Source organism: Streptomyces sp. YPW6 (assembly GCF_018866325.1).
Classification (GTDB): domain Bacteria; phylum Actinomycetota; class Actinomycetes; order Streptomycetales; family Streptomycetaceae; genus Streptomyces.
This window is the reverse complement of the sequence record NZ_CP076457.1, coordinates 2,314,592-2,337,172: the sequence shown is the minus strand read 5'-3', so window position 1 is coordinate 2,337,172 and position 22,581 is coordinate 2,314,592. Positions and strand designations below refer to the sequence as shown.

The 22,581-nt window shown below is 69.1% G+C and carries 16 protein-coding genes; 11 read left to right on the top strand and 5 right to left on the bottom strand.

Features of this window, described 5'->3' with window-relative positions:
• Positions 1-183 precede the first annotated feature (183 nt).
• From KME66_RS10095 to KME66_RS10080, 4 genes are all read right to left on the bottom strand, one after another.
• Entirely contained in the window at positions 184-1,410 is a 1,227-nt protein-coding gene (locus KME66_RS10095; protein WP_216321125.1) for a glycoside hydrolase family 1 protein, read from the bottom strand.
• A 100-nt stretch (positions 1,411-1,510) separates the two neighbouring features.
• Positions 1,511-2,389, bottom strand: a complete 879-nt coding sequence (locus tag KME66_RS10090; protein WP_073215081.1) for a carbohydrate ABC transporter permease — start codon at positions 2,387-2,389, stop codon at positions 1,511-1,513.
• On the bottom strand, positions 2,386-3,363 hold the full coding sequence (locus KME66_RS10085) for a carbohydrate ABC transporter permease (protein ID WP_216321122.1): 978 nt from the start codon (positions 3,361-3,363) through the stop codon (positions 2,386-2,388). The genes KME66_RS10090 and KME66_RS10085 overlap by 4 nt, the downstream gene beginning before the upstream one ends.
• A gap of 2 nt (positions 3,364-3,365) precedes the next feature.
• Positions 3,366-4,610, bottom strand: a complete 1,245-nt coding sequence (locus KME66_RS10080; RefSeq protein ID WP_216321119.1) for a sugar ABC transporter substrate-binding protein — start codon at positions 4,608-4,610, stop codon at positions 3,366-3,368.
• A 356-nt stretch (positions 4,611-4,966) separates the two neighbouring features.
• Here KME66_RS10080 and KME66_RS10075 point away from each other — a divergent pair, with 356 nt between their 5' ends.
• Positions 4,967-5,986: an acetylxylan esterase gene (locus tag KME66_RS10075; protein WP_216321115.1), complete on the top strand. Its 1,020-nt coding sequence runs from the start codon at positions 4,967-4,969 to the stop codon at positions 5,984-5,986.
• A gap of 92 nt (positions 5,987-6,078) precedes the next feature.
• Here the strand turns inward: KME66_RS10075 and KME66_RS10070 are convergent, their stop codons facing one another.
• Entirely contained in the window at positions 6,079-7,149 is a 1,071-nt protein-coding gene (locus tag KME66_RS10070) for a LacI family DNA-binding transcriptional regulator (protein ID WP_216321112.1), read from the bottom strand.
• A gap of 448 nt (positions 7,150-7,597) precedes the next feature.
• Here KME66_RS10070 and KME66_RS10065 point away from each other — a divergent pair, with 448 nt between their 5' ends.
• The 10 genes from KME66_RS10065 to KME66_RS10020 all read left to right on the top strand — a co-directional run bounded on the left by KME66_RS10065 (position 7,598) and on the right by KME66_RS10020 (position 22,575).
• On the top strand, positions 7,598-10,018 hold the full coding sequence (locus tag KME66_RS10065; RefSeq protein WP_216321109.1) for an ABC transporter family substrate-binding protein: 2,421 nt from the start codon (positions 7,598-7,600) through the stop codon (positions 10,016-10,018).
• Between the two features lie 435 nt (positions 10,019-10,453).
• On the top strand, positions 10,454-12,328 hold the full coding sequence (typA, locus tag KME66_RS10060; protein ID WP_073215068.1) for a translational GTPase TypA: 1,875 nt from the start codon (positions 10,454-10,456) through the stop codon (positions 12,326-12,328).
• A 525-nt stretch (positions 12,329-12,853) separates the two neighbouring features.
• Positions 12,854-14,473 (top strand): ABC transporter substrate-binding protein, encoded by a 1,620-nt coding sequence (locus KME66_RS10055; protein WP_216321106.1) that lies wholly within the window; start codon positions 12,854-12,856, stop codon positions 14,471-14,473.
• Between the two features lie 128 nt (positions 14,474-14,601).
• Positions 14,602-15,531 (top strand): ABC transporter permease, encoded by a 930-nt coding sequence (locus KME66_RS10050; protein ID WP_073215063.1) that lies wholly within the window; start codon positions 14,602-14,604, stop codon positions 15,529-15,531.
• On the top strand, positions 15,524-16,480 hold the full coding sequence (locus KME66_RS10045) for an ABC transporter permease (protein ID WP_216321104.1): 957 nt from the start codon (positions 15,524-15,526) through the stop codon (positions 16,478-16,480). The genes KME66_RS10050 and KME66_RS10045 overlap by 8 nt, the downstream gene beginning before the upstream one ends.
• 11 nt (positions 16,481-16,491) lie before the next feature.
• On the top strand, positions 16,492-17,550 hold the full coding sequence (locus KME66_RS10040; protein ID WP_073215058.1) for an ABC transporter ATP-binding protein: 1,059 nt from the start codon (positions 16,492-16,494) through the stop codon (positions 17,548-17,550).
• Complete coding sequence (locus tag KME66_RS10035; protein ID WP_216321101.1) at positions 17,543-18,685, top strand: ABC transporter ATP-binding protein; 1,143 nt, start codon at positions 17,543-17,545, stop codon at positions 18,683-18,685. Before KME66_RS10040 ends, KME66_RS10035 begins: the two co-directional genes overlap by 8 nt.
• Positions 18,686-18,852: 167 nt before the next feature.
• The gene (locus KME66_RS10030) at positions 18,853-20,487 is read left to right on the top strand and encodes an ABC transporter substrate-binding protein (RefSeq protein ID WP_216321098.1); all 1,635 of its coding nucleotides are present in this window, start codon (positions 18,853-18,855) and stop codon (positions 20,485-20,487) included.
• Between the two features lie 194 nt (positions 20,488-20,681).
• On the top strand, positions 20,682-21,605 hold the full coding sequence (locus tag KME66_RS10025) for an ABC transporter permease (RefSeq protein ID WP_073215048.1): 924 nt from the start codon (positions 20,682-20,684) through the stop codon (positions 21,603-21,605).
• Positions 21,598-22,575 carry an ABC transporter permease gene (locus tag KME66_RS10020; RefSeq protein WP_073215045.1) on the top strand — a complete coding sequence of 326 codons (978 nt, stop codon included), beginning with the start codon at positions 21,598-21,600 and terminating at the stop codon, positions 22,573-22,575. Before KME66_RS10025 ends, KME66_RS10020 begins: the two co-directional genes overlap by 8 nt.
• The last annotated feature ends 6 nt before the right edge of the window (positions 22,576-22,581 follow it).

Here is a 22,581-nt window from a genome sequence, read left to right as displayed (position 1 = left end):
GCCCGGGAGCCGGCGGTCGTCAGGTCCGCCGGCTCCCCGGCCGGAGGAAGCCGTCAGGGGCTCCCCGTGTGAGGGGCGGCTCCCCGGGGGTCGGGAGACGCCGGGCTGCCAGGCCGCAGGTCCAGGTCGGCCCGATTGGCCCGGTCGGCCCTGTGGTGCCCCCGGGTTCGGGAGGCGCCGGGATTACGCTGCCGTGCGCGGGAGTTCGCGGGTGCGGCCCAGCGAGCCCAGCCACTTCGCCGAGTCGCGCGGGGTGCGCTCGAAGGTCTCCCAGTCGATCGCGATCAGGCCGAACGTGGCCCTGTAGGTGCCCCACTCGTAGTTGTCGAGCGCGCTCCACGCCAGGTACCCCCGGATGTCGAGGCCGTCCTCCAGCGCCGAGGCGACCTCGTTCAGAGCGCCCGTGTAGTAGTCGACGCGGCGGCTGTCGTCGGCGGTCGCGATGCCGTTCTCCGTGACGATCAGCGGCACGTCCCCGACCACCTCGGCCGTGTGGCGCAGCGCCTCGCCGACCGCGCCCGGGTAGTACTCCCACGTCGTCAGCGTCCGCTCGACGTCGTCGGCCGCCGGGATCGGTCCGTCGGGGCCGATCCGCGTACGGGTGTAGGACTGCACCCCGATCCAGTCGTCGCCGCGCGCCGCCTCGATGAAGACGTCCTCGCGCGGATGGCGGTAGGCGGCGGTGACGTCCTCCGCGCCGGGAAGGGCCTGGTAGACCTGGTTGGCGATGGTCCAGCCGACCTGGATGCCCGCGTCCAGGGCCCGGACCTCCTTCACCGCCGCGTGGTGGGCGGCGATGACGGCCGCGGTCGTCTCGTCGTCGGGGGTGGGCAGGCCGGCGGGCGGGAAGCTGTTGTCGCCGCGCCTGGCCTGGCCCGCCATCACGGCGATCATGTTCGGCTCGTTGATCGTGCAGACGTGGGAGACGCCCTCGGAGATCACCGGGGCGCACGCCGCCACGTACCGGGCGAACAGCTCCACCGCCCCCTCCGCCGTCCAGCCGCCGCGCGCCTCGAACCACTGCGGGACCGTGAAGTGGTGCAGGGTCACCATCGGGCGCAGGCCGCGCTCGATCGCGCCCTCCACCATCCGCCGGTAGTGGGCGAGCTGGGCACGCGAGAAGCGGCCCTCGACCGGCTCGATGCGGGCCCACTCGATGGAGAACCGGTAGTCGGTGAAGCCGAGCGAGGCCAGCAGGTCCATGTCCTCGGGCCAGCGGTGGTAGCTGTCGCAGGCGTCCAGGCTCGGCTCCGCGATGTGGGTGCCGGCGGCGTGCTCCTTGACCCACCAGTCGCAGTCGGTGTTGTTGCCCTCGATCTGATGGGCGGCCGTGGACGCGCCCCAGAGGAAGCCCTCGGGGAACGGTACGGAAGCGGTCGTCGGCTGGTTCGGGGCAGGGGTGTTCGTCATCGCGACATGTCTTTCTGGTGGTGGTGTGGGGTGTGGCCGCGCCGGGGTGCCGAGAGGGGTGTGGCGCGGTCTCTGTACGTGAAGTGCCTCGGCGGGGGCGCTACTTCATGCCCGCCGTGGCGATGCCCTGCGTGAAGTGCCGTTGCAGCGCGATGAACACGACCAGCACCGGCAGCACGATCAGGAAGGCCCCGGCCATCAGCATCCCGTTGGAGCCGCCCGCCTTGTTGGGGTCGGTGGCGAAGGTCGCCAGGGCGACCGGAAGGGTGTACTTGTCGGGGTCGTTGGTCGCGATCAGCGGCCAGACGAAGTTGTTCCAGGAACCCAGGAACGTGAAGATCGACAGCGTCGCGAGCGCGGGTTTGACCAGCGGCATCACGATCCGCCAGAAGATGTACCACTCGCTCGCGCCGTCCATCCGGGCCGCCTCCAGCAGCTCGTCCGGGATCGACTGCATGAACTGGCGCATCAGGAAGACCCCGAAGGCCCCGGCGGCGAACGGCAGCACCAGACCCGCGTAGCTGTCGATCAGCTGCAACTTGCTCATCAGCACGAACAGCGGCAGCAGCATCAGGTTGCCGGGCACCATCAGCGCACCGAGCACCAGGCCGAAGATCTTGTTGCGGCCGACGAAGTTCAGCTTCGCCAGGGCGTAGCCGAGCATCGAGCAGAAGACCAGGTTCGAGACGGTCACCAGGACCGCCACGATCACCGAGTTCATGAAGTACAGCGGCAGGTCCAGCTTGTCGAGCAGCTGCCGGAAGTTCGTCAGCGTCCACTCGGTGGGGATCCACACCGGCGGGCTCGCCGACAGCTCGCTCTGGGTCTTGAAGGCGGAGATCCCCATCCAGAGGAAGGGTGCCGACATGACCAGCAGGCCGAGCGAGAGCAGGACGTAGGTCAAGGGGCGGGCGATGCTCCGCTTTCCGCGCGGCCCCTTGCCCAGGTGCTTGGCAGGGGCGCTGCTGGTGGCGCTCATTTCGTGTTGTCCTTCAGCAGTCGGAGCTGGAGCACCGTGATGCCCATGATCACCACGAACAGGACGTACGCCATGGCGCTCGCGTAGCCCATGTGGAAGAAGTTGAACCCTTCGCGGTACATGTTCAGCGAGACCGTCAGGGTCGAGTCGGACGGGCCGCCCTGGGTCATCACGAACGGCTCCTCGAACACGTTGAGGTAGCCGATCGTCGTGATCACCGTGGCGTAGAGGACCGTCGGGCGCAGCAGCGGGACCGTGATGGACCGGAACTCGTGCCAGACACTCGCACCGTCGAGCTTCGCCGCCTCCCGCACCTCGGTGGGGATCGCCTGGAGGCCCGCGATGAACAGCACCATCACCGTGCCGACGTTCCGCCAGACCGCCATGACGATCAGCGACGGCATCGCCAGCGTCTCCGAGCCGAGGAAGTCCGGTGCCGTCCAGCCCACTTCGGAGAAGAGGCCGGCGATCAGCCCGTCGCTCGGATCGAGCACGAACCGCCAGACGACCGCGACCGCGACGATGGTCGTGACCACCGGGGCGTAGAAGCCGACCCGGAAGAAGGTCCGCGCCCGGTCGATGCCGTTGTTCAGCAGGACGGCGACGACCAGCCCGATCCCGATCGTCAGCGGTACGCCGACGACCACGAAGTACCCCGTGTTGAAGAGGGACGTGAGGAACTTCTCGTCGCCGAACAGCTCGACGTAGTTCTCGAATCCGATGAACTCCGCCTCCCACGGGCGCGTCACGTTGCGCAGCCCGAAGTCGGTGAAGCTCATCGCCAGCGTGGCGAGGATCGGGAACGCCATGAAGACGGCGAACAGGACGAGGAACGGGGTGGAGAACAGCCAGCCCGCCGCGTTCTGCACGCCCAGCGTCCGCTTGCGGCGGCCGCGGCCCGGGGCGGAGGGCGGTGCGCCCCCCGCCTTCGCGGGCCGTGCGGCCTTCCCGGTCGTGGTGGTCGAGGTGCTCATGGCTACTGCTTCACGAGGCCTTCGATCTCGGACTGCGCGGTCTTCAGCGCGTCCTCGGCGGAAGCCTTGCCCTGCGTCACCTTGGCGATGGCCTGGTCCACCTTGTCGGTGATCTCGGTCCAGTTGGCCAGGGACGGCGAGGACTTGGCGGTGTCCATCTGCTGCTTGAAGATCTGGAGGGCGGCGTCGTCGGCGAGCGCGCCGGACTCCCACGCGGAGGTGTTGGCGGGCAGGTCCTTCGTCCGCTCGTACCAGTCGGCCTGACCCTTCGTGTCGGTCAGGTACTGGATGAACTCGGTCGCCGCCGCCTTGTGTTCGCTGTCCTTGGAGACGACGAGCGAGGAACCCCCGGCCATGGAGGTGGAGGAGGCGTCCGCCGGAACGGGAGCGATGGCCCACTTGCCCTTGATCTGCGGCTGGCCCTCGTCGAGCAGCGTCACGTGCCAGGGGCCGCCGAAGAACATCGGGACCCGGCCGTTGCCGAAGTCCTTCACCACGTCGTAGCCGGGCTGGACGGACTTGTTGGCGAGGCCCTTGTCGAAGTAACTGCCGTACTCCTTCAGCGCCTTGACCGCCTCCGGGCTGTCGATGACCGCCTCGCCCTTGTCGTCGACGATCTCTCCGCCCGCCGAGTACAGGAAGGAGGAGAAGTTCTGCACGGTGTCCAGCCCGCTGGGCTGGATGGACAGCCCCCACTTCGTACCGGCCTTCTTCTGGTAGGCGGAGGCCAGGTCCTGGAGCTCCTGCCAGTTCGCCGGGGCCCGGCGCACGCCCGCCTTCTCGGCGAGGTCCGTGCGGTAGTAGAGGACGCGGGTGTCGACGTACCACGGCACGCCGTACGCGGTGCCGTCCACCTCGCCCTGCTCCCAGCCCGCCGGGAAGAAGTCCTTTTTGTCGAAGACCTCGGTGTCCACCGGCTCCAGCACGCCCAGCTCGGCGAACTCGCCCAGGTAACTGCCGCCCATCTGCGCCATGTCGGGCAGGGTGCCCGCCGCCGCTGCGGAGACGAGCTTCTGGTGGGCGACGTCCCAGCCGATCGGGGTCACCTTCACGGTGATGTTCGGGTTGGCCTTCTCGTAGACCTCGGCCACGTCCGCGAGCTTCTCGCCCTCCGCCCCCATCGCCCACACGGTCAGCGTCTGCTGCTCGTCGGCCGCGACGTCGCCGCCGGAGGAGCCGCAGGCGGAAAGGGTCACGGCGAGGGCGAGCGCTATGCCGGCGGGAGCGGTTCTGGCGATGCGGGACATGGGAGGGCTCCTCCTTGAGCATTCCGGATGCTGCGCGATGCGCTATGTATGCGCTGCCTGTAAGCGCATACATCACTCTGCTCCAGACGTTCGGGAATCCGCAAGAGGGTGGTGGGTCACACTCGTGCAACGTGCTCGACATCCCGGCGTCGCTCCGCCCGGCCTCCCGGCGGCTTGTTGTTGAACCGTAAACGCGGGGTTTGTGGAACAACAGGCGATGTGACCGATTCGTCGCTCAGAGGCTGCGGTCCGCAGCCTGCGGCCTGCCGTCCGCGGCCTGAGACCTGAGGAGCGTGGGGCCCGCGGAGCGTGGGGTCCGCGCCGGGCGGGGGACGGCCGGCGTCTACGCTCGCGGCATGGCCTCATCCGCCGAGCTCTCCCACGACTTCCCGTTCGACCCGGCCTACGGATACGACGCGCCGGACGCGCTGTTGAGGGTCCCCGCCCCGCCCGCCCCCGACGACTTCGACGCGTTCTGGCGCGACCGGTACGCGCGAGCCCGTGCGGTGGACCCGCGGCCGGTCCTCGGGCCGGTGGAGGAGGAGCGCGACGGGGTCCGCGTCCACGGGGTCACCTTCACCTCCGTGGGCGGCGTCCGGCTCGGCGGCTGGCTCGCGCTTCCCGTCGAGGGGCCGGTCCGGTACGGATGCGTCGTCGGGCACGGGTACGGCGGCCGCAGCGCCCCCGGCCGTGCCCTGCCCGCGCCGCTGCCCGGGGCCGCCGTGATCCTGCCGTGCGTACGGGGCATGGGGGAGCGGAGCCGGGTGGACGGCATCCCGGACGCGGCCGACGCCCACGTCCTGCACGGCATCGGCTCCCGCGCGTCGTACGTCATCGGGGACTGCGCGGCCGACCTGTGGTGCGCCGCCTCCGCCCTCACCGCGCTGGTACCCGCGCTGGCGGCGAGCGGACAGCCGGGCGGGCCCCGCCTCGGCTATCTCGGCGAGAGCTTCGGCGGCGGGCTCGGGGCCCTCGCGCTGCCCTGGGACGACCGCTTCGGCGCGGCCCAGCTCACCGTCCCCACCTTCGGCAACCACCCGCTGCGGCTGACCCTGCCCTGCGCGGGCAGCGGCGAGGCGGTCCGGGCGTACCACCGCGAACACCCCGAGGTCACGGAGGTCCTGCGCTACTTCGACGCGGCGACGGCGGCGACCCGGCTGACCCTGCCCACGTTCGTCGCGGCCGCGCTGTTCGATCCGTCGGTGCCGCCGCCGGGGCAGTTCGCCGTACACAACGCGCTGGCCGGGGAGCGCGAGCTCCAGGTGCTGACGGCGGGGCACTTCGCGTACCGGGGGATGGTGGCCGAGGCGGCGGAACTCGACGCCCGGCGGACGCGGTTCTTCGGGGAGTGGCTGGGGTCGGCGGGCAGCGGCTGAGGGCGGCGGGCTGACGGCGGTGGCTGATTCCGGCGCGCAGTCGCTGGAGGGCCCGACGCCCCCGGCGCGCCACCCCCGAGGAGCGCGCCCCCTCAGGCGCAGCCGCAGCTCGCCCGGCGGGTCACCGAGACCGGAAGCTCCAGGGAGACCGGGGCGCGGCCCGGGTCGGCCAGGCGTTGGACCAGGAGCTCCACCGCCTCCTCGCCCAGCCGCCGGATCGGCTGGCGGACGGTCGTCAGGGGCGGGCGGACCAGACGGCTCAGCGGGATACCGTCGAATCCGGTCACCGCCATGTCCTCGGGGACCCGCACCCCGCGCCGCTCCAGCGCCTGGAGCGCCCCGACCGCCATCTGGTCGTTGGCGAACAGCATCGCCTCCGGCCGCTCCACCCCCGTACCCTCGGATCGGTCCAGCAGGGCGTCCGCCGCCAGTGCGCCCTCGGCCTGCGTCATCATCCCCGCGCGCACCTCCGGCCGGGAGGGCGCCGGAAGGCCTGCGTCCCGGCATGCCTCCTGAAAGCCCCGGAACCGGGCCTCGGCGTCCGGCGCCTGCTCCTCGCCGCCGATGAACGCCAGCCGGCGCAGTCCGTGGTCCTCGATCAGATGGCGGGTCAGTTCGCCTTCGCCCTCGGTGTTGGCCACCACGATGTGGTCCAGGTGGTCGATCTCGCGCGGCCCGGCGAGCATCACCACGGGCAGCCGGCGCGATATCACCTCCAGGTCCGCGGTCGGCACGGTCCGCGCCAGTACGGCGAATCCGTCGACCCGGCCCGCCACCTTCGCCACCAGGCTCTCCGGGCCGCCGTCCAGCGAGGCGGCGATCAACAGGGCGTAACCGTGCCGCCGGGCCGCCCGTTCCATGCCCCGGATGATCTGGTCGGAGTAGAGCATGACGGCCTGGTCGTCATCCGCGTCGCTCGCCGCCGCCGCGGACTCGGCGTCCGGGTCCGCGTAGTCCGGGAAGCACAGCCCGAGCACGCCCGTCGTCCGGCTGGCCAGGCCCCGGGCGCTGCCGCTCGGTACGTACCCCAGCTCGCGGGCCGCCTCCATGACCTTCTCGCGGGTCCGGGCGCGTACGGAATCGGGGTTCCGGTAGACCCGGGAGACCGTGGCAATGGAGACGCCCGACCGCTCGGCGACGTCGTACACCGTGGGGGCGCTCACTGGACCCACCGTCCGTCCGCTTCTTCTTCCGCAGCCCCGCGTCCGGCGGTGCGGGTGCGGGGCTGGATGTGCTGGTACCGGCCCGGTGGTCTGTGTGCCGGGCATGGCGATCACGAGGCTCGTGAAAGCGCATTCACCCTAGGTCCTGGGCCGCGCGGGGGGCAAGGTCGCCCGGGTCACGCCGGCTGCCCCTCCGGTGAGGTCCGGGCTGCCTCTCCGGCGCGGTGCCGCCCCCGTCGGCAGGGGGCAGGTCGGCCGTGCGGGGCGGAACGTTCCTCCGGGCGGGTGAGCTTGCGGGCCCGGCCGTCGTGTCGGCGCCCTCTCGCGCGAGGGGGCGCTTTCAGTAAACGGAAGGAATCAGTGTGATCAACTGCAAATGCCACCACATACGCACTATCCGGTCCATTCCGGTACGGGGTGGTCCGGGCCGGCCCCGGAGGTATCAGCCATGTCCCACGTCGGCGTCCCGCGCGGGACGGTCCGAAAGCGCCGATCGCTCGCGCTCCTCACGGCGGGGGTGCTCACGATCCCCGTGCTGGCGGGGTGCAGCTCCGGCGGCGAGGAGACCTCCCGCGGCGTGCCCCAGGACATCGCGCCCGCCGCCCGCGAGACGGTCGCCGACGGTTCGACGGCGAACTGGGCGGTCGACGCGCTGCCCGCCACCTTCAACGTCTTCCAGGCGGACGCGGACAGCGCCACCACCCGGATCACCGGAGCCCTGCTGCCGACCCTCTTCCCGATGGACCGGACGGGGCGGCCGAAGCTCAACCCGGACTACCTGGAGTCCGCGAAGATCATCGAGCGGGAGCCCCGGCAGGTCGTGCTCTACAAGCTCAACCAGCAGGCGGTGTGGAGCGACGGGCGGGAGATCGGGGCCCCCGACTTCGTCGCCCAGTGGCGGGCGCTGCGGGGCAAGGACTCCGCGTTCTGGACCGCGCGCAACGCTGGTTACGAGCGCATCGAGAAGATCGAGCGGGGCGCGGACGACCTCCAGGTGCGGGTCACGTTCTCCAAGCCGTACGCCGACTGGCGCGCGCTGTTCTCGCCGCTCTACCCGAAGGAGATCACCGGGTCGCCGGACGCCTTCAACGACGGCGCGCGGACCACCCTGAAGAACACCGCCGGGCCCTTCGTCCTGCGCGGCGTCAGCAAGTCCAAGGGCACCGTCACGCTGGCCCGCAACCCGCGCTGGTGGGGCGACAGGGCCAAGCTGGACACCCTCGTCTTCCGGGCGGTCGCCCCGAAGGACCGCACCGAGGCCCTCGCCGAGGGGACGGTGGACATCGCCGACATCGACGCGGCCACCGCCGACCGCATCACCCTCGCCCGCCGCGACCGGGGCGGCAACGGCCAGCCCCTCAACCACGGTCCGGGCTCCGAGATCACCCCCGCCCAGGCCCTGCGCTCCTGGGCCCTGGCGCACGGCTCCGACGAGGAGGCGGCGGAGACCGCGCAGGCCGCCCGGAAGAAGAACCGCAAGGCCGTCGCCGCGTACGCCACGGAGCAGAAGGCCCTGCGCGACTTCGCCGTACGCAAGTCCCTGGAGCCCGCCTACACCCAGCTCGCGCTGAACGGCGAGTCCGGCCCGCTCGCCGACGACCGGGTCCGCCGGGCCGTCGCCCGCGCCCTGGACCGTGAGGAGCTGGCCCAGACCGTGCTGGGGCCGCTGGGCCTGCCGGCGAAGCCGCTCGGCAGCCACCTCGCCCTCGCCGGGCAGCCCGGCTACAAGGACGGCAGCGGGGCGCTCGGCGAGCAGAACACCAAGGAGGCCCAGGCCCTGCTGGCGGACGCCGGCTGGACCCGGGGCGGTGCGGCCGAGCCGCCCAAGGACACCAAGGCGGGCAGCGAGGCGGAGAAGAAGGGCGGCAAGGACGACGAGGCCGAGGCGGAGAAGAAGACCGCCGAGGACGAGAAGGACGCCAAGGACGCCAAGGACGCCAAGAGCGAGAAGGACGGGAAGAAGGCCGAGGAGGACGGCGCCGAGGACTCCGCCGCCGAGCGCGAGAAGGACGACCGGGACTCCGAGGACAGCGCCGCCTCCCGCGAGGAGGGCCTCTACATCGTCGGCGACGACAACAAGCCCGGCGCCCCCGCTCCCGCCGCGGCGAACGCCGCCTCCGCCGGTCACGTCCTGGCCCCCGCCCGGACCGCCGCGGTCCAGGGCACCGCCCTGCTCCGCCAGGCCGGTCTCCTCGCCGAGGACGGCGCCGTCGCCGCCACCGACAAGCAGCGCGGGGGAGCCGCCGGGGCGTACGCCCCCGTCGGAACGGCCGCCCCGGCGCCCGCCGCGGCCAAGGGGCAGCTCGGCAAGGACGGCAAGACGCTGACCCTGCGCTTCGTCCTCCCCTCCGGGCCCGGCTCCCAGTCGCTGCGCAGCGTCGGCGACAAGATCGCCGCGATGCTGGAGAAGATCGGGGTCGGCACGGAGATCACCAAGGTCCCCGACGAGAGCTACTTCAAGGACCACATCGCCTCCGGCGCGTACGATCTGGCGCTGTACTCCTGGCCGGCCACCGCCTACCCCGCCACCGACGGACGTCCGATCTACGCCAAGCCGGAGCCGGCCACCGACGGCTCCCTCCTGGTGGAGCAGAACTACACCCGGGTCGGCACCGACCACATCGACCAGCTCTTCGACAAGGCCGCCGCCGAGCTGGACGAGAAGGCGGCCCGGGAGCTGATGAAGCAGGCGGACGCCCGGATCTGGGCCGCCGCCGGATCGATTCCGCTCTTCCAGCGACCGCAGCTCGTCGCGGTCGACAAGAAGCTCGCGAACGTCGGGGCGTTCGGCTTCGCCGCCCCCCGGTACCAGGACATCGGGTTCAAGAACCGGCAAGCGGCCGGTTCCCCCGCAGACCGCAAGAAGTAGCGGGTAACCACCACACCCTCCCGCCGCCAAGCTCAGATACACCTCAAAACCCTTGCCCGCCGGTTTGCCCGGCGGGCAAGGTGGTTTCTGCCCTGACCCGGGCCCTCTCCTCGCTCCCCTTCTCCTCACCCCCCCCCCACAGCTCCACCGCGGTCCCTCAGGACCTGCGCCCACCATCCGGCCACGCCATGGCCCGCAGTACCCCCCCGCCCTGGCTCCGCACCAGGCCGGATCACGGAACCAGACCCTTGACACCGGCTGAATATCGCCTGAATCACACGGGAAGACCGCCCTCGCGGATCAGCCCGGGAAGCCCGGCGCGCCCGAGGCCCGTACGATGGGACAAGCCGTGGCGTGCCGCCCGGCGGGCGTACGAGGACTCGAAGACCGACTGAGACGCCTGATCCCACGATCCGAGAGAAGCGCAAGCCACCCATGCCCACGCGCCACGACATCCGTAACGTAGCCATCGTCGCCCACGTCGACCACGGCAAGACCACGCTGGTCGACGCCATGCTGAAGCAGGCCGGCTCCTTCGCCGCGCACGCTGCCGAGTCGCTCGACGACCGCATGATGGACTCGAACGACCTGGAGCGTGAGAAGGGCATCACGATCCTCGCCAAGAACACGGCGGTGAAGTATCACCCCAAGGACGGCGGGGACCCGATCACGATCAACATCATCGACACCCCCGGTCACGCCGACTTCGGTGGCGAGGTCGAGCGTGGTCTGTCGATGGTGGACGCCGTCGTGCTGCTCGTCGACGCCTCCGAGGGCCCGCTGCCCCAGACCCGCTTCGTGCTGCGCAAGGCGCTGGCCGCGCGGATGCCGGTCATCCTCTGCATCAACAAGACGGACCGCCCCGACTCCCGGATCGCCGAGGTCGTCGACGAGACGTACGACCTGTTCCTGGACCTGGACGCGGACGAGGACCAGATCGAGTTCCCGATCGTCTACGCCTGCGCCCGTGACGGCGTCGCCTCGCTGACCAAGCCCGAGGACGGCACCGTCCCGCAGGACAGCGACAACCTGGAGCCGTTCTTCAGCACGATCCTGGCGCACGTCCCGGCCCCCGAGTTCGACGAGGCCGCGCCGCTCCAGGCCCACGTCACCAACCTGGACGCGGACAACTTCCTCGGCCGTATCGCGCTCTGCCGCGTCGAGCAGGGCGAGCTCCGCAAGGGCCAGACCGTCACGTGGATCAAGCGCGACGGCACCATGTCCAACGTCCGCATCACCGAACTGCTGATGACGGAGGCGCTCACCCGCAAGCCCGCCGAGGTGGCGGGCCCCGGTGACATCTGCGCCATCGCCGGTATCCCGGACATCATGATCGGCGAGACGCTGGCCGACCCGGAGAACCCGATCGCGCTGCCGCTGATCACGGTCGACGAGCCCGCCATCTCGATGACCATCGGCACCAACACCTCGCCGCTCGTCGGCAAGGGCGGCAAGGGCCACAAGGTCACCGCCCGTCAGGTGAAGGACCGTCTGGACCGCGAGCTGATCGGTAACGTCTCGCTCCGCGTCCTGGACACCGAGCGCCCCGACGCCTGGGAGGTCCAGGGCCGTGGTGAGCTGGCGCTCGCCATCCTGGTCGAGCAGATGCGCCGCGAGGGCTTCGAGCTGACCGTCGGCAAGCCCGAGGTCGTCACCAAGCAGGTCGACGGCAAGACGTACGAGCCGATCGAGCGCATGACGATCGACTCCCCCGAGGAGCACCTCGGCGCCATCACCCAGCTCATGGCGACCCGCAAGGGGCGCATGGAGACCATGACGAACCACGGCTCCGGCTGGGTGCGCATGGAGTGGATCGTCCCGTCCCGCGGCCTCATCGGCTTCCGTACGGAGTTCCTGACCCAGACCCGCGGCACCGGCATCGCGCACTCCATCTTCGAGGGCCACGAGCCGTGGTTCGGCGATCTGCGCACCCGTCACAACGGTTCGCTGGTCGCCGACCGCGCGGGCTCGGTCACGCCGTTCGCGATGGTCAACCTCCAGGAGCGCGGTGTCATCTTCACCGAGGCCGGCACCGAGGTGTACGAGGGCATGATCATCGGCGAGAACTCCCGCGCCGACGACATGGACGTCAACATCACCAAGGAGAAGAAGCTCACCAACATGCGTGCGGCCTCCGCGGACACCACGGAGAACGTGGTCCCGGCCCGCAAGCTGTCGCTGGAGCAGTCCCTGGAGTTCTGCCGCGAGGACGAGTGCATCGAGGTGACCCCGGAGACCGTGCGTATCCGCAAGGTCGTCCTGGACCAGCGCGAGCGCAGCCGCGCCGCCTCGCGCGCCAAGCACGGCTGAGCCCGCGCCGGATGACGTTCCTCCGTCTTCCCTGAGCCCCTCCGCGGGGCCCGGGGCGGCCGGAGGCGTACGCTCCGTATGAGCAGGCCCGTCCCGGGGCAGGTCACCCCGTCGGACGGACCGTCAGCACAGGCATTGACACGAGGCCCGGCCCACCACGGACACTGTGGTGGGCCGGGCCTTCGTCAATCGCTTTTCCCGACCGGGGTGTCCGGATATCGGGGGTCGCTCTCCGGAACATGTGTTAACAGTCCGTTTCGGGCGTGTCTGTCTGGGATCACTTTGTCCGGATTTCGGGCACACGAAGGGGTCTGATGTTGTCAAACCGAGACCCTTTAAGTGTGGTTTACAGCCCGGGCGTACTCAATAGTTGGCTGCATTGAGCTCGGGTCAATGGGTCACGCACTGTGGGGAGTGCCGACTCACGAGCACACTCGGGGCACTGAACGATCACCGTCAGGGGTGTCGGTGAATCTCTCCAGTGCCCTTCTTGTAGTCAAAAGTGGACTCATGAGGAGGAAACCCATGCGCGGTGCCAAGAGCGCCAAGTGGGTCGCGGGAGCGGCCGTCATCGCCCTGGCCGCGACTGCCTGTGGCGGCGGCGACAGCAGCGACGAGGGCAAGAAGAACACGTCGGGACAGCCCGCCGGTTACGTCTCGATCGACGTCGGCGAGCCCCAGAAGCCTCTGCTGCCGGCCGACACGAACGAGAGCAACGGCTCCTACGTCATCCAGTCGCTGTTCACCCAGCTGCTGGACTTCGACGAGAAGGGCGAGATCGTTCTCACGAACGCCGAGTCCGTCGAGACCGAAGACTCCAAGACGTGGACCGTCAAGCTCAAGGCCGGCTGGAAGTTCCACAACGGTGAGGCCGTGACCGCGCAGTCGTACATCGACGCGTGGAACTGGTACGCCAACGTCGACAACAAGCAGCAGAACGCGTTCTGGTTCTCGGACATCAAGGGCTACGACGACGTCCACCCGGAGAAGGGTGCGCCCAAGTCCAAGGAGATGTCGGGCCTGAAGGCCGTGGACGACACCACGTTCACGATCGAGCTGAGCAACAAGGTCCCGTACTTCAACTACAAGCTCGGTTACGCGACGTTCGCGCCGCTGCCCAAGGTCTTCTACGACGACCCGAAGGCGTTCGGCCAGAAGCCGATCGGCAACGGCCCGTACACGTTCGAGAAGTGGACCCACAAGAAGCTCATCCAGGTCAAGGCCTGGCCCGAGTACCAGGGTCCGAACAAGGCTGCCAACAAGGGCATCCAGTTCAAGAACTACTCGACCGTCGAGGCCGCGTACTCCGACCTCATCTCCGGCAACCTGGACATGATCCGCCAGGTCGGCCCGCGTGACCTCCCGAAGTACAAGTCGGACCTCGGCGACGGCGCGATCGACCAGCCGTACGCGGCGATCCAGTCGCTGAACCCGGCGTTCTACTCGGACACGTTCAAGGACATCGACCCCAAGGTCCTCCAGGGTCTGTCCATGGCGATCGACCGTGACACCATCACGAAGACCGTCCTGAACGGCACGCGCATCCCGGCGACGAGCTTCACGCCGCCGCAGGTCAAGGGCAACCAGACCCTCGACTCGGACATCCTGAAGTACAACCCGGCCAAGGCCAAGGAGCTCATCAAGGAGGGCGGCGGTGTTCCGGGTAACAAGTTCTCCATCCAGTACAACGCCGACGGTGGGCACAAGGAGTGGGTGACCGCTGTCTGCGAGTCCATCCGCAACGCCACCGGGGTCGACTGCGTGGGCGACGCCAAGCCGGACTTCCCGACCGACCTCGAAGCGCGTGACAACAACGAGGTCAAGGGCTTCTACCGCGGTGGCTGGGTGGCCGACTACCCGGTCAACGTGAACTTCCTCAAGGAGCTCTACCACTCCAAGGCGGAGTCGAACAACGGCCGGTTCTCCGACAAGGAGATCGACGACCTGATGGCGAAGGGCGACAAGGCCGACTCCCTGGAGGAGTCCGTCGCCGCCTACCAGGAGGTCGAGAAGAAGCTGGTCGACAAGATGCCGGCCATCCCGCTCTGGTACTACGCCATCAACGGCGGCCACGGCAAGAACGTCGACAACGTCAAGGTCGACTTCCACGGTGACCTCGAACTGACCGGCGTCACCACCAAGTAACGCCTGCGGGTCATTCCCCAACTGGCCGTCATCCGCCCGCGCCGCCCATCGGCGCGGTCGGAGGCGTGGGGGTCGTCTCTGCGAAGAGGCGGCCCCCACGCCGCAGTTATCCCCACACGGAGGCACCCATGGGGCGCTATGTCGCACGACGACTGCTCCAGATGATCCCGGTCTTCATCGGGTCGACCCTGCTGGTCTTCCTGATGATGTACGCACTGCCCGGCGACCCCGTCAGAGCACTTGCCGGTGAACAGCACGTAGATGCTTCGCAGATCGCGGCACTGAAGGCCGAGTACGGCCTCGACAAGCCGATCTGGCTGCAGTATCTGAACTACCTGGGCAACCTGTTCCAGGGCGACCTCGGCACGCAGATCGGAACGCAGCGTCCGGTCGCCGACGTCATCGCCGACGCGTATCCGATCACCGTCAGACTGGCGATCTTCGCCTTCGTCTTCACGGTCGTCGCCGGTATCTCGCTCGGCATCCTCGCCGGCCTGAAGGCCGACTCGATCCGGGACCGCGGCCTGCTCGGCCTGACGCTGGTGCTCATCTCCATGCCGTCCTTCGTGCTGGGCTTCCTCGTTCAGTACTTCTTCGCGTTCCAGCTCGGCATCGCCAAGCCCAACGTGAGTCTCGAACCCACCAACAGCGAGCTGATCATGCCGGCCATCGTGCTGGCGTCACTGTCGCTCGCGTACGTGGCCCGGCTCACCCGCACCTCGGTCGCCGAGAACATCCGCGCCGACTACATGCGTACGGCTGTCGCCAAGGGCCTGCCGCGCCGCCGCATCGTCGGCATCCACCTGATGCGCAACTCGCTCATCCCCGTCGTCACCTTCCTCGGCACCGACATCGGCGCCCTGATGGGCGGCGCGATCGTGACCGAGGGCATCTTCAACATCAAGGGCGTCGGATCGCTCGTCTTCGAGGCCCTGGCGAAGCGTGAGGGCGCCACGGTCGTCGGGATCGTGACCCTGCTCGTCATCGTCTACCTCGTCTGCAGCCTGCTCGTCGACCTGCTCTACGCGGTCCTGGACCCGAGGATCCGGTATGCCTGACACCACCGCACTCACCAAGAGCACCGACGCTCCGGCCGCCGCGACGCAGGCGCCGACCACCACGGACTCCGGCCCCGCGCCCGGCAAGCCGCGCAGTCTCTGGTCGGACGCCTGGCACGACCTGCGCCGCAACCCGCTCTTCCTCGTCTCGATGGTGCTGATCCTGCTGCTCACCGTCATGGCGATCTTCCCGGGCCTGTTCACCAGCGCCTCGCCGCGCGACGCCAACCTGGCCGAGCACTACCTCCAGAAGCCGAACTGGGGGCACTTCTTCGCCCCCGACTGGCTCGGTTACGACGTCCAGGGCCGTTCCATCTACGCGCGTCTGATCTACGGCGCCCGCGCGTCCATCATGGTCGGCGTGATCGTGACCATCGCGGTCACCATCACCGGCCTGGTGATCGGGATGATCGCCGGCTACTTCGGCGGCTGGATCGACACGATCCTCTCCCGGATCACCGACGTCTTCTTCGGCGTCCCCTTCATCGTCGGCGCCATGGTCATCCTGACCACCTTCGAGGAGCGCTCCGTCTGGGTCGTCATCCTCTCGCTGTCCTTCCTCGGCTGGACCTCGATCGCCCGTGTCGCCCGCGGCTCGGTCATCACGATCAAGCAGGCCGACTACGTGGTCGCCGCCAAGGCGCTCGGCGCCTCCACCACCCGGATCCTGGTCCGGCACATCCTGCCGAACGCCATCGCTCCGGTGATCGTGGTCGCGACCATCGCGCTCGGTGGTTACATCGCCGCCGAGGCCACCCTGTCGTTCCTCGGTATCGGCCTCGCCGAGCCGACGGTCTCGTGGGGTATCGACGTGTCCGCTGCGAAGGACCAGCTCCGCAACGTTCCGACGGTCCTGATCATCCCCTCGGTGATGGTCTCGATCACGGTGCTGTCCTTCCTGATGTTCGGCGATGCGGTCCGCAACGCCCTCGACCCCAAGATGCGCTGAGGGAGGCGTTCGTGACCACCATCGACAAGACGGCTCACGTCCCCGCACCGCGGGAGTCCGTGAGTGGCGACGGTCCACTGCTCGACGTCCGCGACCTGCACGTGGAGTTCCACACCCGCGACGGTGTGGCCAAGGCGGTCAACGGTGTGAACTACACCGTCAGCGCCGGCGAGACCCTCGCCGTCCTCGGCGAGTCCGGCTCCGGCAAGTCCGTGACCGCGCAGACCATCATGGGCATCCTCGACATGCCGCCCGGGAAGATCACGCAGGGCGAGATCCTCTTCCGCGGCCAGGACATGCTGAAGATGTCCAACGAGGAGCGCCGGAAGATCCGCGGCAGCAAGATCGCGATGATCTTCCAGGACGCGCTGTCCTCGCTGAACCCGGTCCTTTCCGTCGGCTTCCAGCTCGGCGAGATGTTCCGTGTGCACCAGGGCCTGTCCAAGAAGGACGCCAAGGCCAAGTCCATCGAGCTGATGGACCAGGTCAAGATCCCGGCGGCGGCGGCCCGTATCTCGGACTACCCGCACCAGTTCTCCGGCGGTATGCGCCAGCGCATCATGATCGCCATGGCGCTGGCCCTGGAGCCGGACCTGATCATCGCGGACGAGCCGACCACCGCGCTCGACGTGACGGTGCAGGCCCAGGTCATGGACCTGCTGGCCGAGCTCCAGCGTGAGTACAACATGGGTCTGATCCTCATCACCCACGACCTCGGCGTCGTCGCCGACGTCGCGGACAAGATCGCCGTGATGTACGCGGGCCGGATCGTGGAGACGGCCCCGGTCGGCGAGCTGTACAGCCGCCCGGCCCACCCGTACACCCGGGGTCTGCTCGACTCGATCCCGCGCCTGGACCAGAAGGGCCAGGAGCTCTACGCGATCAAGGGGCTGCCGCCCAACCTGACGCGTATCCCCTCAGGCTGTGCCTTCAGCCCGCGCTGCCCCAAGGCGCAGGACATCTGCCGTACCGAGATTCCGCCGCTCGCCCCCGTGACCGAGCAGGACGGCCTCGAACTGGTCGGCCGCGGCAGCGCGTGCCACTTCTGGAAGGAGACGATCCATGGCTGAGCTCGACAAGGAGCCCGTGGACGCCGCCCCGAACGTCTCCGACGTGGAGACCGCGGACGCCGCGACCGAGGCGGAGGCCGTAGCCGCCGTCGACGCATCCGTCAGCCAGGGCGAGCCGATCCTCCAGGTGCGCAACCTGGTCAAGCACTTCCCGCTGACCCAGGGCATCCTCTTCAAGAAGCAGATCGGCGCGGTCAAGGCCGTCGACGGGATCTCCTTCGACCTGTACGCCGGTGAGACCCTGGGCATCGTGGGCGAGTCCGGCTGTGGCAAGTCCACGGTCGCCAAGCTCCTGATGACCCTGGAGCGGGCGACGGCCGGCGAGGTCTTCTACAAGGGCCAGGACATCACCAAGCTGTCCGGCCGCGCGCTGAAGGCGGTCCGCCGCAACATCCAGATGGTGTTCCAGGACCCGTACACCTCGCTGAACCCGCGCATGACGGTCGGCGACATCATCGGGGAGCCCTTCGACATCCACCCCGAGGTGGCACCGAAGGGCGACCGGCGCCGCCGCGTCCAGGAGCTCCTGGACGTCGTGGGTCTGAACCCGGAGTACATCAACCGGTACCCGCACCAGTTCTCCGGCGGCCAGCGCCAGCGCATCGGGATCGCCCGCGGCCTCGCGCTCAACCCGGAGATCATCATCTGCGACGAGCCGGTCTCCGCGCTCGACGTGTCGGTGCAGGCCCAGGTCATCAACCTGATGGAGAAGCTCCAGGACGAGTTCAACCTGTCCTACGTCTTCATCGCGCACGACCTGTCCATCGTCCGGCACATCTCCGACCGGGTCGGCGTGATGTACCTCGGCAAGATGGCCGAGATCGGCACGGACACGCAGATCTACGACCACCCGACGCACCCCTACACCCAGGCGCTGCTGTCGGCGGTCCCGGTCCCCGACCCGTCGGCCCGCGAGGGACGCGAGCGGATCATCCTGACCGGTGACGTTCCGTCACCGGCGAACCCGCCCTCCGGCTGCCGCTTCCGCACCCGCTGCTGGAAGGCGGAGGACCGCTGCGCGACGGAGGAGCCCCTGCTCGCGATCCCCGAGCGCTTCGTCTCCGTGGACACCCCGGCGGCGCACGAGTCGGCGTGCCACTTCGCCGAGGACAAGGACGTCGTGCACGCGGCGTGACCGCCTCCGTCGGTCGAACGACGCAGGCCCGGTCCCCCTCCGAGGGGGACCGGGCCTGCGCCGTGTCCGCCGCCCCCCTGCCCGTACGGGGCAACCCCGCATGCGATGTGTGGCGTTATGCGGTGATATGAGGCATTGAGCTACTCGATGACTCTAGGAGGCACTTCATGCGCGGAGCCACACACGTCAGGTGGGCCGCCTGTGCGGTGGCCGTCGCTCTCGCGGCGACGGCCTGCGGCGGCGGTGACGGCGACGGTGGCAGCGGCGGCGGCGCCGACGGCATCGTCAGCTCCTCCTGGGGAGACCCGCAGAACCCGCTGGAGCCCGCCAACACCAACGAGGTCCAGGGCGGCAAGGTCCTCGACATGGTCTTCCGCGGACTCATCCGCTACGACCCGAAGACCGGCGAGGCCAAGAACATGATCGCCGAGTCGATCGACTCGACGGACTCCCAGAGCTTCACGATCAAGCTCAAGGACGGCTGGACGTTCTCCAACGGCGAGAAGGTCACCGCGAACTCCTTCGTCGACGCCTGGAACTACGGCGCCGCCCTGAAGAACAACCAGAAGAACGCCTACTTCTTCCAGTACATCGAGGGCTACGACGAGGTCCACCCGGAGTCCGGCTCCGCCTCCGCCGAGACCATGTCCGGCCTGAAGGTGGTCGACGACCTGACCTTCACCGCCAAGCTCACGCAGAAGTTCTCCCTGTGGCCCGACACCCTGGGCTACAGCGCCTTCGTCCCGCTGCCCAAGGCCTTCTACGACGACCACGACGCCTGGCTCTCCAAGCCCGTCGGGAACGGCCCGTACACCATCGAGGCGTACGCCAAGGGCTCCTCGATGAAGCTGCGCAGGTGGGACGACTACCCGGGCGACGACAAGGCGAAGAACGGCGGCGTCGACCTCAAGGTCTTCACCGACAACAACACCGCCTACACCGACCTCACCGCGGGCAACCTCGACCTCGTCGACGACGTCCCCGCCTCCCAGCTCCGCAACGTCGAGGCCGACCTCGGCGACCGGTACATCAACACCCCCGCCGGCATCATCCAGACCCTGGCCTTCCCCTTCTACGAGGAGGAGTGGGACACCGACGACGCGCGCAAGGTCCGCCAGGGCCTGTCGATGGCGATCAACCGGCCGCAGATCACCGAACAGATCTTCCAGAAGACCCGCACCCCCGCCTCCGACTGGACCTCCCCGGTCCTCGGCGAGGACGGCGGCTTCAAGGAAGGGCTCTGCGGCAAGGAGTGCACGTACAACAAGGACGAGGCCAAGAAGCTGATCGACGAGGGCGGCGGCATCCCCGGCGGCCAGCTGAAGATCTCGTACAACGCGGACACCGGCTCCCACAAGGAATGGGTCGACGCCGTCTGCAACAGCATCAACAACGTGATGGGCAACAACAGGGCCTGCGTCGGCGGCCCCGTCGGCACCTTCGCCGACTTCCGCGCCCAGGTCTCCACCCAGAAGCTCACCGGACCCTGGCGCGCGGGCTGGCAGATGGACTACCCGCTGATCCAGAACTTCCTCCAGCCGCTCTACTACACCAACGCCCCGTCCAACGACGGCAAGTGGAGCAACCAGCAGTTCGACGACCTGGTCGACCAGGCCAACGCCGAGAGCGACAAGGCCAAGGCGATCACCACCTTCCAGGACGCGGAGAAGATCCTCGTCACCGAGATGCCGGTCATCCCGCTCTGGTACCAGAACGGCAGCGCCGGCTACTCGGACCGCATCGACAACGTCGAGCTGAACCCGTTCAGCGTCCCGGTCTACGAGGAGATCACCGTCAAGTGACGCGCTGAGCGACGCGGACGGCCGGGACGCCCGACACGCCGGCGCCCCGGCCGTCTTCGCACCTCCCGCGCCGTCCGCGCCTCCCGTGCCGTCCGCGCACCCGTGCCCCTCGCGCACGCGTGCCGTCCGCGCACCCCGTGACCTTCGCGCACGACCCGCCCGGTACTGCTAGCCACGACCCCCCGGAGCCCCTCATGGGACGTTATGTGATCCGGCGGCTGCTGCAGATGATCCCCGTCTTCTTCGGCACCACGCTGTTGATCTTCCTCATGGTGAACGTGATGGGCGACCCCATCGCGGGCCTCTGCGGCGACCGCCAGTGCGACCCGGCCACCGCTGCCCAGCTGCGCTCCGAGTTCGGCCTCGACAAGCCGGTCTGGCAGCAATACCTGACCTACATGGGCAACGTGTTCACCGGCGACTTCGGCACCGCGTTCAACGGCCAGAAGGTCACCGAGCTGATGGCCACCGCTTTCCCCATCACGATCCGGCTCACCATCGTCGCGGTGGTCTTCGAGATCGTCATCGGCATCACGCTCGGCGTCGTCACCGGTCTGCGGCGCGGAAGGCCCGTCGACACCACCGTCCTCGTCCTGACGCTGATCGTCATCGCCGTCCCCACCTTCGTCACCGGCCTGCTGCTCCAGCTCCTCCTGGGCGTCAAGTGGGGCATCATCAAGCCCTCGGTCTCCGCCGACCCCACCTTCAACGAACTCCTCGTCCCCGGGCTGGTCCTGGCCTCCGTCTCGCTCGCCTACGTCACCCGGCTCACCCGGACCTCGATCGCGGAGAACGCCCGCGCCGACTACGTACGCACCGCCGTCGCCAAGGGGCTGCCCCGGCGCCGGGTCGTCGTCCGGCACCTGCTGCGCAACTCCCTCATCCCCGTCGTCACCTTCATCGGCACCGACGTGGGCGCGCTGATGGGCGGGGCCATCGTCACCGAGCGGATCTTCAACATCCACGGCGTCGGCTACCAGCTCTACCAGGGCATCCTGCGGCAGAACTCCCAGACCGTCGTCGGCTTCGTCACGATCCTCGTCCTCGTCTTCCTGGCCGCCAACCTGATCGTCGACCTCCTGTACGCCGTACTCGACCCGAGGATCCGCTATGCCTGAGCCGCAGACCCCGGACGAAGCGATCTCCCAGGGGGGCGCCGGCGGGCCGACGGACCTCGCCATGGAGGAGGGCACCAGCCTGGAGAAGAACCTCGACGGACCCGACGGCACCGGGCCCACCGGAAAGCCGCGGAGCCTCTGGTCGGACGCCTGGCGCGACCTGCGGCGCAACCCGGTCTTCATCATCTCCTCGCTGGTCATCCTCTTCCTGGTGGTCATCTCGATCTGGCCATCGCTCATCGCGAGCGGCGACCCGCTCCAGGCGGACCTGGCCGACGCCCAGAAGGGGTCCGAGCCCGGCCACCCCTTCGGCTTCGACCCGCAGGGCCGCGACGTCTACACCCGCGTCGTCTACGGCACCCGCACCTCGGTGACCGTCGGCGTCTGCGCGACCCTCGGCGTGGCGATCCTCGGCAGCGTCCTCGGCGGACTCGCGGGCTTCTTCGGCGGCTGGTGGGACGCGGGCCTCTCCCGCCTCACCGACGTCTTCTTCGGCATCCCCGTCGTCCTGGGCGGTCTGGTCTTCCTCTCCGTCGTCACCAGCTCCACCGTCTGGCCCGTCGTCGGCTTCATCGTCCTGCTCGGCTGGCCCCAGATCGCCCGTATCGCCCGCGGCTCGGTCATCACCGCCAAACAGAACGACTACGTGCAGGCGGCCCGCGCACTCGGCGCCTCCAACTCCCGCATGATGCTGCGCCACATCACCCCGAACGCCATCGCGCCCGTCATCGTCGTGGCGACCATCGCGCTCGGCACGTACATCTCGCTGGAGGCGACCCTGTCCTTCCTCGGCGTCGGCCTGAAGGACCCGGCCGTCTCCTGGGGCATTGACATCTCCGCGGCGGCCAACTACGTCCGCAACGCCCCGCACATGCTGCTCTGGCCCGCCGGAGCGCTGGCGATCACGGTGCTCGCGTTCATCATGCTCGGCGACGCGGTGCGCGACGCCCTCGACCCCAAGCTGCGCTGAGGAGCC